The organism is Streptomyces sp. NPDC046465 (assembly GCF_040646035.1).
Lineage (GTDB): Bacteria > Actinomycetota > Actinomycetes > Streptomycetales > Streptomycetaceae > Streptomyces.
The window spans coordinates 26,189-42,257 of sequence record NZ_JBEYZK010000036.1 but is presented as its reverse complement, the minus strand read 5'-3'; the positions used below and the strand labels follow the sequence as shown (position 1 = coordinate 42,257).

Below are 16,069 nucleotides of genomic sequence, written 5' to 3'. Positions count from 1 at the left end.
GTTTCCCGGCTAGTCACGGCCGAGGCTGTACGTGTCCTTGATCTTCACCTCGGTGACCGACCGGCCCTCGGGGAAGACGCTCTGCCAGTCGCCGATCACATGGAGCTCGTCGGTGCCCATCGCGCGGACCACGGTGAGGCCTTCGTCGTGCGCCTTGTACGCCTTCATCCAGAGGTTGGCGAAGGCCTGCGAGCGGATGAGGTGCATCCAGTCCGGGCGGTTGAGCTCACGGTTGTAGTTCGACTCCCCCATCGTGGAGACGAACTTGGAGTACATCGCCTTCACGTACTCCAGCGTCACCTCGTCCCCCTCGGCGATCGCCCGGTCGCGGGCGTCCTTGAGGGCGACGCGGAACTTTTCGAGCAGGCCCTCGGTCGCGCCGGAGGTGTACGACTCGTGGATCCGGGGCGGATCGCACAGCCCGTACTTGGGCGACGAGAGGCGCAGGAGCAGGCGCAGGGTGGGCTCGGTGATCCAGAGGGGGCCCGGTTCGTCGCGGTTGCCGATCGGATTCGGCAGGACGCCCTCGTGGTCCCAGGCGGGCGGGGTGACGAGGTGGACGCCGGCCCGGCGGCGGTCGTGGGCGAAGCCGGTGGAGTGCTCGAGCTGGCCGATCGGGAGGTGCGTCTTGAGGGCGGAGAGGTAGGCCCCGTTGACGTCGAGGGCCGTCACCTCGTGGGCGCCGGGCGGGAGTTCAGGTCGGGTCCACTTGGGGCGGGCCTCCCAGATCTCGTCCGCGCCGCGCGAGGTCTGCTTGCGCAGGATGTCGGGGATCCAGGGGTGCGCCACGATGTCGTAGCGGCCGCCCTTGCGGGTGTCGTCCAGCAGGGCCATCGCGTCCGGAATGGCCCGCTTGACCAGTGCGGCCGTAGCGGCGTCCACATCGCCCGCGTGCGCGGCGAGCGCGTCCTTCACGGCCTGCCCGATCGCGTCGGAGGGTTCGGAGGCGGCGGTCTGCGTCCTTCGCCCTGCCGGGAACAGCTTCACCGGCTCCGCCGGGCGCGTGAAGGCAGGAGCAGTAGGGGGCTGCTGAGGTGCGGGGGGCGGGGCTGCTGGAGTGTTCGCCCTGGTGCCGGAGCCGGTACCTGGACCCGTACCCGTACCGCATTCTGCGAGGTCCAAGTGCTGCGGGAAGCCCTCGACCTCGTGGGTGGCGGGCCGGCCGCACAGGACGCACGGTTCGGGGCGGGTCAGACGCTCGGCTGTGCTGTCGGCCGGGTTGCCCGGGGCTTCTGCCGTCGTCGGCACGGTCTCGCTCGCGGGGTAGGCCACGGCTTCGGTCACGGGCTCGGTCACGGCTTCGGGGGCGGGCTCGGGCGGCGGGGCGAGCCTCGTGCGGGCCGAGTCCAGAAAATATGCGTACTTCTCGCGGATGCCGCCGGTGGGTTCGCGGCCCGACTCCCAGCCGCCCACGGTGTTCGGGCTCACCCCGATCGCGCGCGCCACCTGCGCCTGCGACAGGTTGAGGGCCTCGCGCAGCGTGCGCCGTTCCTCGGCGGACGGCAGTTCCACCTCCGGTCCGGCGGCGGCAAGCAGTGCGTCGATCGCGTCGAAGTCGCTCACCGCCGGGCTCCCTTCGGTGCGGCGGTCGCGGTACGGCGCCGGGGGACGGTACGGCGGCGGTCGGCGGGCAGCGCCTCGCAGGCGCGGGTGGGGCCGGCCAGCAGGTCGAGCACATCGATGCCGTAGTGCGCGGCGATCGCGTCGCAGTCGTCCAGGCCCCAGGCCGCGGTGCCGGACTGACGGCGTGACACCTGTGTCTGGTCGACGCCCAGTACAGCGGCGAGACCTGCCCGTGTGTCGCCGGTGACCTGCATCAGCGCGGCCACCGCCGCGCGCAGTCGTTCGACGGAAGACATCCCCATGGCCTCAGCCTATCCAAAAGACGGCGGTATTCGCACGTCACTCGCGGATACCGCATGACGGAGGCGCCCGGCTCGGCCACGCTCGCCCACCCGCCGCCCGCCGCCCGCCACCCGCCGCCCGCCGCCCGCCGCCCGCCGCCCGATCAGTCTGCCGCGGTGTCGTTCCGCCAGACGAAGGCCTCGGTGCTCGGGACACGTTCGGAGAAACGGCCCGACGCGGAGGCATCCCGCAACAGCCTCCGCAGGTCGGCCTCGAAGAGGGCGCGGCGGGTGCCGAACAGGTGCGGGGCCGAGCTGGACAGAGAGAAGACCGCCGCGACCACGTCGTCGGCCGAGCGCTCCAAGAGCTGTCCGCCGGGGACGACGTGGCGATGCGGTCCCGCGAAGCCCGCCCCGGCGAGCACCGCCGCCTCACCGCCGGGGGTGCCCCGTGGCAGCACTCCCCGACCGGCCCGCCGGACCGGCCCCAAGTAGTGCCTGACCAGGCCCGCCACGGCCTCATGGGGCGGCGCCGGATGCGGGAAGCCGCCGACGGTCCGGTCCGCAGTCTGCTCCGCGGTCACGTCCACAGTGCGCTCCGCCGGCTTCAGGTCCGAGATGTGCACCAGGGCCCCGCCGGGGCGCAGCATGCCCTTGACGGTCGCGGCCACCAGGTCGCGGTCCATCCAGTGGAAGGACTGCGCGAAGACCGCGACGGTGAATGTGCCGAGCCCCGCCGGTAGCTCCTCCGCCCGGGCCCGTACCCATCGGGCCCGGTCTGCCACCCCTAGCTCGACGGCCTCCCGGCCCGCCTCAGCGATCATTTCGGCGTCCGGGTCCACGCCCACCACCTCGCCGAACAGCGGGGCCAGGGTCAGCGCGAGGGTGCCGGGACCGCAGCCCACGTCGATGAGGCGCCCGTGCCCATCGAGGTTGAGCACCTCGGCGAGTACGCCCGCAAGGCCGGGGGCGTAGGGCAGCCTGCCGCGCGCGTAATAGGGGGCGGACCCCGCGAACAGTGTGTCGTCCCACTCCCAGCCGTCCACCACGTACGCTCGCCACCTCTCGCTCTGCCCGTCCATCAGCATCCCCGACCCGCGCGCTAATCTGGATCTTTTCCCGCGGAGGAGTTGCATCAGTGGAGTTCCGGCTGCTTGGAGCGGTTTCCGTCGCCACTGAGGCGGGAGTGCTTTCGCTCGGTCCCGCCAAGCGGCGCAGCCTACTCGCCGCCCTGCTGCTCAGACCCAATCACCCGGTCCCCGTGGACCAGTTGACAGACGCCCTGTGGGACCACGAACCGCCTGACCAGGCCCGCGGTGTCATCCAGGGCCACGTGTCGCGGCTCAGGGTCCTGCTCGCCGGTGCGGAGGCCGATATGTTCGGCGTCGAACTGCTCACGCAGGGCACGGCGTACGTCCTGCGGATGCCGGAATCGCTCCTTGATGCCCACCGCTTCGAAGAACTGGTCACGCTGGCCCGCGGCCGGCGCGCGCCCGCCGACGCCGTGGCGATCTACCAGGAGGCGCTCTCCTTGTGGCAGGGGCCTGCGCTGACCGGTACGTATCCGAGTCAGCCTCTGCGGGCGGCCGCCCAGGCCCTGGAGGAACTCCGCCTCACCTCCGTGGAGTCGCTGGCCGCGGCGTACTCGGCGATGGGCGAGCACCCACGGGCGGCGGCCGTGCTGCGGGCGGAGGCGGGCGTCCACCCGCTGCGCGAATCACTGTCCGCCGCGCTCGTACGGGAACTGCGGCGCGCCGGACGCCGCTCGGAGGCGCTCGACTGGTTCCACCGCACGCGACGGCTGCTCGCCGATGAGCTGGGGGTCGACCCGGGCCGGGAACTGGCCGACGCGTACGCCGTCGCGCTGCGTGGTGAGGACGACAGAGACGACAGGGACGACAGGGACGACAGGGACGACTCGAGGCGAAGACCGGACCCGGCATCGCACCGCTCCGCCTTCGCCTCTGCCGTTCCCGCTTCTCCTTCCGATCTCACTCCCGCCCCCGCCCCCGCTCCCGCCCCCGTCCGTGGCCTTCCGGTCGCCCCTTCCCCGGGGCTGATCGACCTCCTGCCGCGCATGCCGCGCGGCTTCCACGGGCGCGCCGGGGAACTCACCGCCCTGTCCCGCGCCGCCGCCGGCGAGGCCCCCGTCTGCCTGGTCACCGGACCCGCGGGCGTGGGCAAGACCGCCCTGGTGGCGCACTGGGCCCACCGCAACCGCGACCAGTTCCCCGGCGGGCTGCTCTACGCCGATCTGCGCGGGTTCAGCGACGCGGGCGAGCCTGCCCACCTCGAAGTGCTGCGGGAGTTCCTGCTGGCGCTGGGCGTGGCGCCGCGCCGGATACCGGAGTCGGCCGGCGCCGCCTCCGCACTGTTCCGTTCCCTGTGCGCCGAGCGCGAGCTCCTCGTCGTACTCGACAACGCGCGCGCGTCCGAGCAGGTCAGAGAGCTGCTGCCGGGCGGTGCGCAGTGCGTCACCGTGGTCACGAGCCGGTACCGGCTGCGCGGCCTCATCGCGTCCGACGCCGCCCGCCCCGTCCCCGTGGACGTACTCGAAGCGGAGGACAGCACCGCCCTGCTCGCCGCGGTGCTCGGCAAGGAGCGGGTACTGGCGGAGGAGGTGGCCGCCCGGCGCCTCGCGGAGTTGTGCGGCGGGCTGCCGCTCGCGCTGCGGGTGGCCGCCGCCCGCCTGGCCGACCAGCCGGACTGTTCCCTGAGCGCGATGAACACCGAACTGTCCGATGAATCAAGCCGGTTGAGCCTCCTGGACGTGGAGGACACCGGCGTACGGGCCGCGCTCCGGCTGACGGTGCGACGGCTGCCCGCGGACGCCGCGCACCACTTCGCCCACCTCGGGCAGCACCCGGGCACGCACGTCGACCAGTACGCGGCCGCAGCCCTCGCGGGCACGGATCCGGAGTCGGCCGAGGCCGCCCTCGACAAGCTCGTCGCGGCGCACCTGGTCATTCGGACCGCGCGGGACCGATGGACCCTGCACGACCTCGTACGGCTGTACGCGCGCGGGCTGGACACCGGTCCCGAGACCCTGGTGCGGGGGCTCGACCACAGCGTCGCGACGGCGCTGGCCGCGGCGGACGCGGCCGAGCCCGGCGACGAGTCGTGCTTCTCGCTGCCCGCGGACTTCCATCAGCCGCAGGCGGCAAGGGAGTTCACCGACCGCGAGCAGGCCATGGACTGGTACGCGGCCGAGCGGGACGACCTGACGCTGGCGGCGGCGGCCGCGCAGGCCGCCGGGCTGCACGCCAGGACGTGGCGGATCGTCCTTGCGCAGTGGCCGCAGATCGTGTGGCGGGTGCGGGACGACTGGACTCCCCTTCTGCGGACGGCACTTGAGGCGGCGCGGGCCGACGGAGACGCGCGCGCCGAGTCGCGGGTCCTCGCCCTGCTCGGGTGGGTGCTGACGGAGGAGGGCCGCACCGGGGAGGCCCTGGCCCACCTGGAGGCGGCGCCCGTGCTCGCCGCCCGGGCCGATGACACGCGCGGCGAGGCGACCGCGCTGATCAACCTGTCGCTGGCGCAGTCGGAACTCGGCAGCCCGGAGGAGGCCGCCGAGGGGTGCGCTCTCGCGGCGGAGCTGGCACACAGCGTCGGCGACCGGAACACCGAGCGCCTCGCGCTGTACCACCTCGCCCGGCACCGTCTCGACGCGGGCGAGTGGCGGCAGGCGTTCGAGACGGCGGTCGCCGCGCTCGACCTCGAAAGACCCTCGGAGGTCTCGACGGCGGCCCGGGTGCTGCTGCGCACCGTGATCGGGGAGGCGCTCCTGGGAATGGGCGACGAGGCCGAGGGCATCCGGCGGCTTGAGGCCGCGGCGCGCGAGGCGGAGGCCTGCGGCTACGACGACGGCGCGGTCCGGGCACTCGGGGCGCTGTTGCGGGTGTCGGCGGACGCGGGGCTGCAGGCGCGGTACGACATGGCGATGGTGCGGCTGATGGCTCGTACGTGAGTAGCCGCCGGGCGGGGGACGGAGTGCAGCTGGTGCGGCGCCGGGCAGACTTCCGTGGACTCCGTGGATTCCGTCGCCGTTGGTCGCGTCACCCCGCCGCGGGCCGCCTCACACCGTGGGCCACCTCACCCCGCAGGCCTCTCCGGCCCATCGGTGGTGCCGTCCGCCGCGCGGGTCGCGTGCTCGGTGAGCTGCTGGTTCACCTCACGGGCCTGCTCGGCCAGCTGGCGGGCCCGCGCCTCGGCCTGATCCGCGCGGGCGTTGATCCGGGCGATGTCGTCCTCGATGACCTTCAGGGCCAGCTCGGTCGCGGCGTCCGCTTCCTGCGGCGGGAGGTCGCCGGGCAGGTCCTCCAGTGCGCTCTTGACCGCGGGGATGCCGCCGCGGGCGTGGATGTCTTTCCAGAACTGGTAGTCCATCACGCCATCTTGGCCGATCGACCGCCGTCGATGCGAGGCGGTGCGAGAAGCCGCGGCCCGAGGGCCGTTCGGATGCCCCCGGTGCGGGTGGCGCGCGGTACGGCGGGTCGGACCGCGCCGCCACCCCTAGGACGCGGGGCCGGCGGGCGCGCCGATCTGGCTGGGCGTGCTGAAGTCCAGGAGGTCCTCGGCCGTCTGCATGGTGTCCTCCGCGGCCTTGCGGGCCGTGGCGACGACGTCGCCGTGTTCCTGGACGAGGGTGTGATAGATCGGCGCCTGGGTGGCGTCATTGGCCGGCATGACCTGCGGCTCCTTGTTCGGTGACTGCGTTGCTCGGGTCGGCCGAGTGCGGCCGACCCGCGACCTTACGCGAACTCGGTGCCCCGATGGCACCCGACCCCGATCATGAGACAGCCGCTTGTGATGTCTTTCACATTCGCCGGTCGTCGTCCGGCCGGTGGGTCAGGAGCAGTAGGTGTCGTGGTCCGGCCGCTCGCCCGTGGCGAGGAAGCGGGAGACGGTCCGGTCGCCGCAGGCGTTTCCGTTGGCGAGGTAGGAGTCGTGGCCGGTGGCGTCGACGGTCACCATGGTGGCCCGGCGGCCGAGGGCCTCGCGCAGCTTCCGGGCACCGGCCAGCGGGGTGTTGGGGTCGCGCTCGTTCTGGACGAGCAGGATGTTGGACGGGCCGCGGTCGGAGATGCGTACCGGGGCACCCTTCGGCTCGAACGGCCAGGCGGCGCAGAGCATCGCGTTCCTGGGCATGCCCGCCGTCAGCGGGAACGCGGCGCGGCTCGCCGCGGCACCCTTCTGGTACCCGGCCGCCGACCTGGGCCACGCGACGTCGTTGCAGAGGGTCGCGGAGCCGACGGCGACGGTGTTCTGGACCGCCTCCTCGGGGGGTGCGGGAGGGGCGGACGGCAGGCTGCCCTCCTGGGCGCCGAGGATCAATTGCGCGAGGGCGGGGAAGTCGTCGGGGTCGTCCATGGCGTTGAGCATGGTCTGCCGCAGTACGTTGCCGTTGAGTTCCGCCGGGTTGGCGCCCTCCCAGGGGATCGGAGCGCGGTCCAGGCGCGCGGCCAGGCGGAGGAAGAGCGGGCGCACCTCGGCTGCCGTCCTGGCCAGGCGGTACTTGTTGCCGGGTGTCGCGGCCCACGCGGCGAACTCCGGGAAGGTGTCCTCGACGCCCCGCTCGTGCGCGGCGAGCCAGCCCCGGCCGACGCGGGCGGGGTCGGGGTCGTCGTTGCTGTCCAGGACGATGCGGTCGGTGCGGCGCGGGAACAGCTGGCTGTAGACGGCGCCGACATACGTGCCGTACGAGACCGCCCACGCGGAAAGCTTCTCTTCGCCGAGCGCCGCACGGATGCGGTCGATGTCGCGGGCGTTGTCGGCAGTACTGATGTGGCGGAGGAGTTCGCCGCCGTTGCGGGCGCACGCGTCGGCCGTTCGTTTCGCGATGGCCATGTTCTCGGTGACGGAGCCGTCGGGGGCGGGCCAGGGGCGGAGTCTGGACGTTGCCAGGTCGGCGTGTTCGAAACCGCAGGTGACGGGGGTGGAGCGGCCGAGACCACGAGGGTCGAGGCCGATCAGGTCGTGGCTGTCCCGCACGCTCTGGGGCAGCTTCTGTCCCTTACGGGAGGGAGCGTCGATGCCGGAGCCGCCGGGTCCGCCGGGGATGAGCAGGAGAGCGCCGCGGCGGGCGGACGGCTTCTCGCTGCGGATGCGGGAGATCGCGATCTCGATCTTTTCTCCGTCGGGGTGGGCGTAGTCCATCGGAACGTCGAGGGTCGCGCACTCCTGCCGGGAGTCGGGGCCGTGGCCCGCGCACGGGGTCCAGTCGAGCGCCGCCGCGGGCATTCGGGTCGCCGTCGTCGCCGTCGTCGCCGATGTCGCCGACGTGGCTGTCGTCGACGACGCCGATGCGGCGAGTGGCGTGGTGAGGGTAAGTGCGGCAGCGGATGCCGCGAGCAGGGTGACGGTGCGTTTGGTCTTGGTCATACGGATGAGCTTCGCCGGTCTCCCCCGGCAGCCACATCCTCCCAACTGGCCTCACTGGATTGGGGTTTACCCTGAACGATCACCTAGGGGGCATGGAACACGGGGCCGCTGCCCAGACCCTGACCACCAGCCCCTGACCAGCCCCTGACCAGCCCCGAAAAATTCGATTCCGTGACGCGCTGCGCCCTGTTACGGTCACCGACATGGAGAAGCGCGCTGCGATGACGACGACGCCGGAGAGTGTCCCGGCGCGCTGACCGATGTCCTAGTCCGAAGCCCCGGGGCGAGTTGCCCCGGGGCTTCGGCTTGCGGTCACTCGCCCGACACCCGCGAGGAGACCGACCCCATGCCCGACCTCATGCCCGACCTCATGCCCGACGTCGCGAACCACGCGCACGCCCCGCAGAACCTGAACGACCACCGCAGACTCGGCCGTGAACTCGGCCTGTTCGGCACCGACCCCCTCATCGGCGCGGGGCTGCCGTACTGGCTGCCGGACGGAGCGGCCGTGCGGCACGCCCTGGAGGAGTACATCCGCGACGCCGAACGGCGGGCGGGCTACCGGCATGTGTACTCGCCGGTGCTCGGCAAGCGGGAGCTCTACGAGATCTCCGGCCACTGGTCGCACTACAGCGACGACATGTTCCCGCCGATGGACCTGGGCGGCGAACAGGTCGTCCTGCGGCCCAGCCTGTGCCCGCATCACGCGGTGATCTACCGTTCCCGCTCCCACAGCTACCGGGAACTCCCGCTGCGCATGGCCGAGCTCGGCGCCATGTACCGGGCCGAACTCTCCGGCGTGCTGGGCGGGTTGAACCGTGTCCGGGCCATCCACCTCAACGACGCCCACATCTTCTGCACCCTGGACCAGGTCGCCGACGAGGCGCGGGCCGCGCTGGAGATGATCCGCCGCGCGTACGACGCCCTCGGCATCCGTCCGGCCCGCCTGCGGCTCTCCCTTCCGGGGCCCGGCGGCAAGTACGTCGCCGACCCCGAGAAGTGGCGCCGCTCCACCGCCCTGCTGACCGAGGTGCTCGACGGTTCCGGGCTTTCCTACGAGTCCGAGGAGGGCGAGGCCGCGTTCTACGGACCGAAGATCGACGTGCAGGTCATCGACGGAGCGGGGCGCGAGTCGACCCTCTCCACCGTGCAGGTCGACTTCCACCAGCCCGAGCGGTTCGATCTGCACTACGTCGGCGCGGACGGCGCCAAGCACCGTCCGGTGATGGTCCATCGCAGCATCATCGGGAGTGTGGAGCGGGCCGTCGCCCATCTCATCGAGGTGCACGGCGGGGCGTTCCCCGCCTGGCTCTCCCCCACCCAACTGGTGGTCCTGCCGGTCTCCGAGGCCCAGTTGCCGGGCGCCGAGCGCCTCCTGCGGCGGTGCGCCGAGCTCGGGCTGCGGGCCGAGCTCGCGTCACCCGAGCAGGGCAGTCTGGGTGCCCGCGTCCGAGCCGCCCGCCTCGTGCCCTATCAGGCCGTCATCGGCGCGCGGGAGGACGCCGACGACCTGGTCGCGCTGCGGCTGCGGGACGGGCGGCGGCTGGATCCGATGCCGGCCGCCGAGGCCCTGGCGCGCATCGGCTCGCTGGTCGCGGACCACCGGAGCGGGCTGTGGGAGGACGCGCCCCAGGCGTAACCCCGTTGTACATCCGGGTGGGTCAGAGCACCCCGGCGACCAGCGTCGCCCCCATGACCGCCATCGTCACGGCGATCAGAGCGTCCAGGGCCCGCCAGGACGCGGGACGCTCGAAGAAGCCACTGAGCAGGCGGGCACCGTAGCCCAGCGCCGCGAACCAGCACACGCTGCCGAGCATCGCGCCGACCCCGAAGGCCCAGCGCAGTCCGTCGTGACCGGCGGCTACGGAGCCGAGGAGGAGGACCGTGTCGAGGTAGACGTGCGGATTGAGCCAGGTCATGGCCAGGCAGGCGAGGAGCGCGGCCCGCCGTGACCCGGCCGTCGTGCCGGTGGCCGTCATCGACGTGGGGCGCAGCGCCCTGCGTGCGGCGAGCACGGCGTACGAGAGGAGGAAGCCTCCGCCTATCAGGCCGACGAGGGTCAGCGCCGGGGGCCAGGCCGTCACCACGGTGCCGACCCCGCCAACACCCGCGGCGATGAGCACCATGTCGGACACCGCGCAGATGGCCACCACGCTGAACACCGCCTGACGGCGGATGCCCTGCCGCAGGACGAAGGCGTTCTGCGAGCCGATGGCGACGATGAGCGAGAGTCCGGTGCCGAATCCGGCGGCTGTGGCGGTCAGTGCTGATCCCATGGCACCGACGTTAAAGATCCTTGACGCTATAAGTACAGGTAAAGATTCTCATGTAGCTTAAGGGATCCTAATGACAGGGGCAGAAGAATGACAGGGACAGAGGGTGGACCCGTGCCGGGCGCGAACGTGGCAGCGGGGGCGCTGTCGGGGGCCGTGTCGGAGTTGCCGCTGGAGCATGTGAGGACCCTCCTCGCCGTCGTCGACGAGGGCACTTTCGACGCCGCCGCGGCCGCCCTGCACGTCACACCGTCCGCGGTCAGTCAGCGCGTCAAGGCGCTCGAGCGCCGGACAGGGCGGGTCCTGCTGATGCGCAGCAAGCCGGTGCGGCCCACCGATTCGGGACAGGTCGTCGTGCGGTTCGCCCGGCAGCTGGCACGCCTGGAGCGGGACGCGCGCGCCGAACTCGGCATCAGCGACACGGGCGAGCCCGCCGCGCTGCCGGTCGCCGTGAACGCCGACTCGCTCGCGACCTGGTTCCTCTCCGCGCTCGCCCGGATCCCCGACGAGCTGCGGATCTGTTTCGAGCTGCGCCGCGAGGACGAGGAGCACACGACGTCGCTGCTGCGCGAAGGCTCGGTGATGGCCGCGGTGACCTCGTCACCGGACGCGGTGGCGGGCTGCACCGTTCAGCGCCTCGGACGGATGCGGTATCTGCCCGTGGCGTCGCCCGCGTTCGCGGCGCGGCGCCTCGGTGGCTGGCCGCGGGTGCCGCTCGGAGAGGTCCTCGCGGACGCACCCGTGATGTTCTTCGACCGCCGCGACTGTCTGCAGGACGATTTCGCGCGCAAGGTGACGGGCGGGCGCGGCGCCGGGCCCCTGCGGCACTACGTCCCCTCGTCACGCGGGTTCGTCGAGGCCATCGAGGCGGGTCTCGGCTGGGGCGTGGTGCCGCAGATCCAGGCCGAGCCGCTGCTGCGCGCGGGCACGCTGACGCTTCTCGACGCCGAACGGGTCGTGGACGTACCGCTGTTCTGGCAGCAGTGGAAGCTCGATTCGCCCGCGCTCGCCGCACTGGCGGACGCGGTGGTGGCCGCGGCCGGGCGGGCCCTTGACCGGTGAGGTGCGTCCGGTGAGGTGCGTCCGCGAGTGCGCCGCGCGAGGAACCGCGCACAGAACTGCGCGACCGGCCGCGCGCGTGTGGACGTGCGGTGCGCGCGACTCCTGTCTAGCGTCACTGGCATGACGACTGAACCGCAGAGTTACGAGCTGTTGCTGGTGCCCGAGTTCACCGAGGGCGGGTCGGGCCCGGACGGCACCGCCGGCGCCCTGCGTTCCGCGGTGGTGGTGGCCACCGGGGAGACGGGCGCCTCCGGCTATCCGCGGTACGCGGGTGACGGCATGGAGGCGGACATCGACCCGGTGACCCGCTCAGTAGAGGCCCTGCTCGTCGACGGGTCCGAATTGGACTACGGCCTCTCGGTGCGGGTCCGCCATGAGACCGCCACATGACAAAAAGAATCGTTGCGTCAAAAACAATGTCGCAACAATTCTCGACAATCATGTTGAATCATGCAAAGCGGATCGTATTACTCTGGGCGGTCGGCAGGAGCGCAGTGGGACCGTCTTCCCCAGCGACTGGCTTGCTGGCTTGAATACGCCCCTTTTCTTCAGTGTCCACAGGGTGACCGGATAGGCTTTCGACTTCGAAATAGGCCGAAGTGAGCACACCTCCTGCCGACGACATGGGGAGCTGGTCATGCGACCGGACGAGCGGATCGGGGGCCTCGTTCAGTCCCTCTCGGAACACCTGGCCAGGAATGTCGGGGAACACCGCCTGGCGGCCGCGCGCCGCGATTTCCTCCAGCGCGGATTCGTCACATTGCCCTTCCTCGCACCTGACGATGTCAAATCAGCGATTGCGGACGAAATCGAAAGCCTCGTCGAGGAACACGGCGTGCGCCGTGGAATCAGTTTCAAGGAGACCGGACACACGCCCCGGCACATGCGCAATGTCCGCCACAAGGAAATTGACGACCACGGGTCCGTCATTCCGGAGGTGTACTCCTCCGCGGATCTCCTCAGGACTCTGGGCCGGGTCGCCGGAGAGCCGGTACTCATGTGCCCCTATGAGCCGGAGCGGTACGTGATCACCGAGCTGGAGCAGTCCGGTGACACGCACGGCTGGCACTGGGACGACTACAGCTTCGCGCTCGTCTGGGTCGTGGACTGCCCGCCCGCCGAGCACGGCGGCTTCGTCCAGTGCGTGCCCGGCACGCACTGGAACAAGCAGGACCCGCAAGTGCACCGCCAGTTCCTGGAGCAGCCCATCCACTCCTTCGAACTACGGCCGGGCGACCTCTATTTGATGCGCACCGACACCACCTTGCACCGCGTCTATCCCCTGAGCCGCGGCCGTCGGCTCATCATCAACATGGGCTACGCCTCCCAGGCCGACCTGCACAAACAGATCAGCCACGAGACCATGGACGGGCTCTGGCACGGCTCGCGCGAGGAACAGGCGGGCCAGACCGTATGACGCCTGTCGAGGGGGCTCCCGCGGAAACGTCCGAGCGCCCTCAACTGCCGCGGCAGTTGACCACCTCAGGGCTCGTCGTCCACTACGTCGCCTCCGTGATGGGCGCGGGCGTGCTGCTGATTCCGGCGCTCGCCTGGGCCGAGGCGGGACCGCTGTCCCTGGTCGCGTGGGGACTGCTGATCCTCTACAGCTACCCCTTCGCCCTGATCTTCGCGAAGTTGTCCGTACGGCATCCCACGAGCAAGGGCGTCGCCCAGTTCGTGGAAGCGGCCTTCGGCGCCCGGGCAGGCCGGATCGCCGCCGTCTTCCTGCTCATGACCCTGCTCGCCGGCAATCCCGTGCTTGGGCTCGCCGCGGGCCGCTATCTGCTCTCGGCGGTCGATCCCACCGCCTCGAACCGGGCGGCGCTGCTCGCGGGGGCGGCCGTCATCGTGTTCTGCGTCGCGCTCAACCTCTGGGGGATCAAGGTGAGTACGCGCGCCCAGATGGTGGTGCTCGGCGCCGTGGTGCTGTTGCTGGCCGCCGTCATCTGCCTGGCGCTGCCGGAGGGGGATTACACCCGCCTCACCCCGTTCGCGCCGCACGGCTGGAGCGCTCTCGGCAGTACGTTGCTCATCTGCTTCTTCGGGTTCATCGGCTGGGAGAACGCCGCTCCGGTGGCCGAGGAGGTGCGCGATCCCGAACGTACCTTTCCCCAGGGGATTCTCTACGCCGTCAGCTGTGTGGGGCTCCTGTACTTCGCGATGGCCTTCACCGTCTCGGTGGCGCTGCCCGAATCGTCCGCGGCCGGGTCGGGCGGTTCGGGGCAGTCGGATCTGACGGCGTTCGTGCGGCTCCTAGAGGTGGCCACCGGAGCCGGTTTACAGAGCAGCGGATTTCTCGTCGCCGGGATTCTGCTGCTGCTCACCACCAACGCCTGGTGCCTGGGCACCTCGCGCGTCGTCTTCGCCCTCGCCCGCGACGGCCTCCTGCCCACCGGGCTCAGCAGGCTCTCCGCCCGGGGCGGAATCCCGGCGCGTGCCGTTGTCGCGCTCCTGCCGGGCTACGCGGTGTCGGTCGTACTCCTCCTCGTCACCGACTCCAGTGAGACGACCCTCATCAAGGCGTCGTCGGCCACCTACCTGCTCATCTTCCTGATGGCCTTTCTCTCCGCGGCCCGGCTGCTCCCCCGGGGCGGCACCGCCCGGCTGAACCTGGCGGTCATCGCCGCCACCGCCGCCATGCTGCCGTTCTTCGGCATCAGTCTTGTGATCGCGCTGGCCATGCTGCTTCTCTCCGTCATCGCCGAGCGGTGGCTGCGCAAGCGCGTCACCCCACCCACCGAGACAGGAGTCCTCACGTGAGCGCGCGACACATCCTGCGAATACAGGATCTCTCCGCCAAGGAAATGTGCGCCCTGCTCGACCTCGCCGAAGCGATGAAGCGTGGCGACGACACCCGTGCCCACCTGGCGGGCCGCTGCATCGGCCTGCTCTTCAACGTGCCCTCCACCAGAACCAGGGTCTCCTTCCAGGTCGCCGCCTCCCAACTCGGCGCGGACAGCTACCCGTACGGCGTGGAGGAGCTCCGGCTCGCCAATCGCGAGTCGATCGAGGACACCATCGGCGTACTCAACCGCTATCTCGACGCGCTCGTGGTCCGCTGGTACGACATGAACGAGTGCGGAGCGGGCCACCGCCGCCTGCGCACGATGGCCGAGCGGGCGACGATCCCCGTCATCAACGCGCTGGACGACGAGGAGCATCCCTGCCAGGTGCTCGCCGACCTCATGACGCTGCGCGAGCTGTACGGGGCGCAGGTACCGGCCAAACGGGTCGTGTACGCCTGGTCCTACTCTCCGCGCCAGAAGACCCCCGGAGTCCTGCACTCCTCCATGATGGCCGCCGCCTTGCTCGGGCACCGCATCACCGTCGCGCACCCGCCGGGCTTCGCGCCGGAGGAGCGCGTGACCGAGGCCGCCCGGGCCGTCGCCGCCCGGACCGGCGCGCGCATCGACCTCACCCACGATCTGGAGGGCGCCGTCCGGGACTGTGCCGCGGTGTACACCCTGAGCTGGAAGTCCCCGACGCTCGTCGGCCAGGAGGAGATCCAGGCGAGGACCCGGCTCGCGGACCGGTGGCGGATCACGGCTCCGCTGATGCGGCAGGCCGCGGACGACGCGGTCTTCCTCGACTGCATGCCCACCAACCGGGGCGAGGAGGTCGACGCCGAGGTGAAGGACGGCCCGTGGTCGAGGATCTTCCAGCAGGCCGAGAACCGCCTCCACACCCAGAAGGCCCTGCTCACCCAGTTGTTCGACGGCACGCTCCAGGGCGGCGAGCGATGACGGCGGCACGTCCGGACGTACGGGTGGCGCTGGTCACCGGTGGCGGCGGGGGCATCGGCGGCGCCGTCGCGCGGCGGCTCGCGGACGAGGGCGCGCACATCGCCGTTGTCGACCGGGACCACGAGGCCGACGCGGTGGCCTGGCGCATCCGCGCTTCGGGCGGGCACGCCGAGTCGTTCCTGTGCGACGTGTCCGCGGAGGGCGCGGTGTCGGCCCTGGTCGAGGAGGTCACCGACCGGCTCGGCACCATCACCGACGTGTGCTGTGTCGCGGGCAGCATCCGGCGCGGCACGGTGCCGGATCTGTCCCTGGCGGACTGGCACAGGTCGTTCGCGGACAACGTGGACTCCGTCTTCCTCGTGTGCCGGGCGGTGCTGCCGCTCATGGAGCGGGCGGGGCGCGGCCGCATCGTCACCGTCGCCTCCGGCTGGGGGCTGCGCGCCGGAGAGAAAGCCGCCGCGTACTGCGCGGCGAAGGCCGGTGTGGTGATGCTGACGCAGGCCATGGCGCTGGATCACAGCCCCGCGGGCATCAGGGTCAACTGCGTCGCGCCGGGCGACACCCGCACGCCCATGCTCGCCCGGGAGGCGCGTCAACTCGGCCAGTCCGATACCGAGTTCCTCGCCGAGGCCGCCGACCGGCCGCTGGGCAGGATCGGCACGCCGGAGGACATAGCCGCCGCGGTGGCCTTCCTCGCCGGGCCCGATGCCGACTTCATCACCGGCACGGTGCTGAGTGTCGACGGCGGGGGCAGCGTCTGAGGCGT

At 71.5% G+C, this 16,069-nt stretch carries 15 protein-coding genes; 8 read left to right on the top strand and 7 right to left on the bottom strand.

Going from position 1 to position 16,069, the window contains the following annotated elements:
- Positions 1-9: 9 nt before the first annotated feature.
- The 3 genes from ABZ953_RS36415 to ABZ953_RS36405 form a co-directional block, all read right to left on the bottom strand.
- Positions 10-1,563 (bottom strand): helix-turn-helix transcriptional regulator, encoded by a 1,554-nt coding sequence (locus ABZ953_RS36415; RefSeq protein WP_361733283.1) that lies wholly within the window; start codon positions 1,561-1,563, stop codon positions 10-12.
- The gene (locus tag ABZ953_RS36410; protein WP_361733282.1) at positions 1,560-1,865 is read right to left on the bottom strand and encodes a helix-turn-helix transcriptional regulator; all 306 of its coding nucleotides are present in this window, start codon (positions 1,863-1,865) and stop codon (positions 1,560-1,562) included. The genes ABZ953_RS36415 and ABZ953_RS36410 overlap by 4 nt, the downstream gene beginning before the upstream one ends.
- Positions 1,866-2,008: 143 nt before the next feature.
- The gene (locus ABZ953_RS36405; protein ID WP_361733280.1) at positions 2,009-2,926 is read right to left on the bottom strand and encodes a class I SAM-dependent methyltransferase; all 918 of its coding nucleotides are present in this window, start codon (positions 2,924-2,926) and stop codon (positions 2,009-2,011) included.
- A gap of 56 nt (positions 2,927-2,982) precedes the next feature.
- Here ABZ953_RS36405 and ABZ953_RS36400 point away from each other — a divergent pair, with 56 nt between their 5' ends.
- Positions 2,983-5,811, top strand: coding sequence for a BTAD domain-containing putative transcriptional regulator (locus ABZ953_RS36400; RefSeq protein ID WP_361733278.1), 2,829 nt, complete (start codon positions 2,983-2,985; stop codon positions 5,809-5,811).
- 125 nt (positions 5,812-5,936) lie between these two features.
- Here the strand turns inward: ABZ953_RS36400 and ABZ953_RS36395 are convergent, their stop codons facing one another.
- From ABZ953_RS36395 to ABZ953_RS36385, 3 genes are all read right to left on the bottom strand, one after another.
- Positions 5,937-6,230: a hypothetical protein gene (locus ABZ953_RS36395; protein WP_361733277.1), complete on the bottom strand. Its 294-nt coding sequence runs from the start codon at positions 6,228-6,230 to the stop codon at positions 5,937-5,939.
- A gap of 126 nt (positions 6,231-6,356) precedes the next feature.
- Positions 6,357-6,530, bottom strand: coding sequence for a hypothetical protein (locus ABZ953_RS36390; protein WP_361733276.1), 174 nt, complete (start codon positions 6,528-6,530; stop codon positions 6,357-6,359).
- A gap of 162 nt (positions 6,531-6,692) precedes the next feature.
- Complete coding sequence (locus ABZ953_RS36385; protein WP_361733275.1) at positions 6,693-8,225, bottom strand: alpha/beta hydrolase; 1,533 nt, start codon at positions 8,223-8,225, stop codon at positions 6,693-6,695.
- A 409-nt stretch (positions 8,226-8,634) separates the two neighbouring features.
- Here ABZ953_RS36385 and thrS point away from each other — a divergent pair, with 409 nt between their 5' ends.
- The gene (gene thrS / locus ABZ953_RS36380; protein WP_361733322.1) at positions 8,635-9,864 is read left to right on the top strand and encodes a threonine--tRNA ligase; all 1,230 of its coding nucleotides are present in this window, start codon (positions 8,635-8,637) and stop codon (positions 9,862-9,864) included.
- A gap of 22 nt (positions 9,865-9,886) precedes the next feature.
- Here thrS and ABZ953_RS36375 read toward each other — a convergent pair whose 3' ends face one another.
- Positions 9,887-10,501 carry a LysE family transporter gene (locus ABZ953_RS36375; protein ID WP_361733274.1) on the bottom strand — a complete coding sequence of 205 codons (615 nt, stop codon included), beginning with the start codon at positions 10,499-10,501 and terminating at the stop codon, positions 9,887-9,889.
- Positions 10,502-10,654: 153 nt separating this feature from the next.
- Here ABZ953_RS36375 and ABZ953_RS36370 point away from each other — a divergent pair, with 153 nt between their 5' ends.
- The 6 genes from ABZ953_RS36370 to ABZ953_RS36345 all read left to right on the top strand — a co-directional run bounded on the left by ABZ953_RS36370 (position 10,655) and on the right by ABZ953_RS36345 (position 16,064).
- Positions 10,655-11,560 carry a LysR family transcriptional regulator ArgP gene (locus ABZ953_RS36370; protein WP_361733321.1) on the top strand — a complete coding sequence of 302 codons (906 nt, stop codon included), beginning with the start codon at positions 10,655-10,657 and terminating at the stop codon, positions 11,558-11,560.
- 120 nt (positions 11,561-11,680) lie between these two features.
- Complete coding sequence (locus ABZ953_RS36365) at positions 11,681-11,950, top strand: hypothetical protein (protein WP_361733273.1); 270 nt, start codon at positions 11,681-11,683, stop codon at positions 11,948-11,950.
- 445 nt (positions 11,951-12,395) lie between these two features.
- Positions 12,396-12,977 carry an ArpA protein gene (locus ABZ953_RS36360; RefSeq protein ID WP_361733272.1) on the top strand — a complete coding sequence of 194 codons (582 nt, stop codon included), beginning with the start codon at positions 12,396-12,398 and terminating at the stop codon, positions 12,975-12,977.
- Positions 12,974-14,320 carry an APC family permease gene (locus ABZ953_RS36355; protein ID WP_361733271.1) on the top strand — a complete coding sequence of 449 codons (1,347 nt, stop codon included), beginning with the start codon at positions 12,974-12,976 and terminating at the stop codon, positions 14,318-14,320. The genes ABZ953_RS36360 and ABZ953_RS36355 overlap by 4 nt, the downstream gene beginning before the upstream one ends.
- The gene (locus ABZ953_RS36350; RefSeq protein WP_361733270.1) at positions 14,317-15,303 is read left to right on the top strand and encodes an ornithine carbamoyltransferase; all 987 of its coding nucleotides are present in this window, start codon (positions 14,317-14,319) and stop codon (positions 15,301-15,303) included. Before ABZ953_RS36355 ends, ABZ953_RS36350 begins: the two co-directional genes overlap by 4 nt.
- Positions 15,300-16,064: an SDR family NAD(P)-dependent oxidoreductase gene (locus ABZ953_RS36345; RefSeq protein WP_361733269.1), complete on the top strand. Its 765-nt coding sequence runs from the start codon at positions 15,300-15,302 to the stop codon at positions 16,062-16,064. Before ABZ953_RS36350 ends, ABZ953_RS36345 begins: the two co-directional genes overlap by 4 nt.
- Positions 16,065-16,069 lie beyond the last annotated feature (5 nt).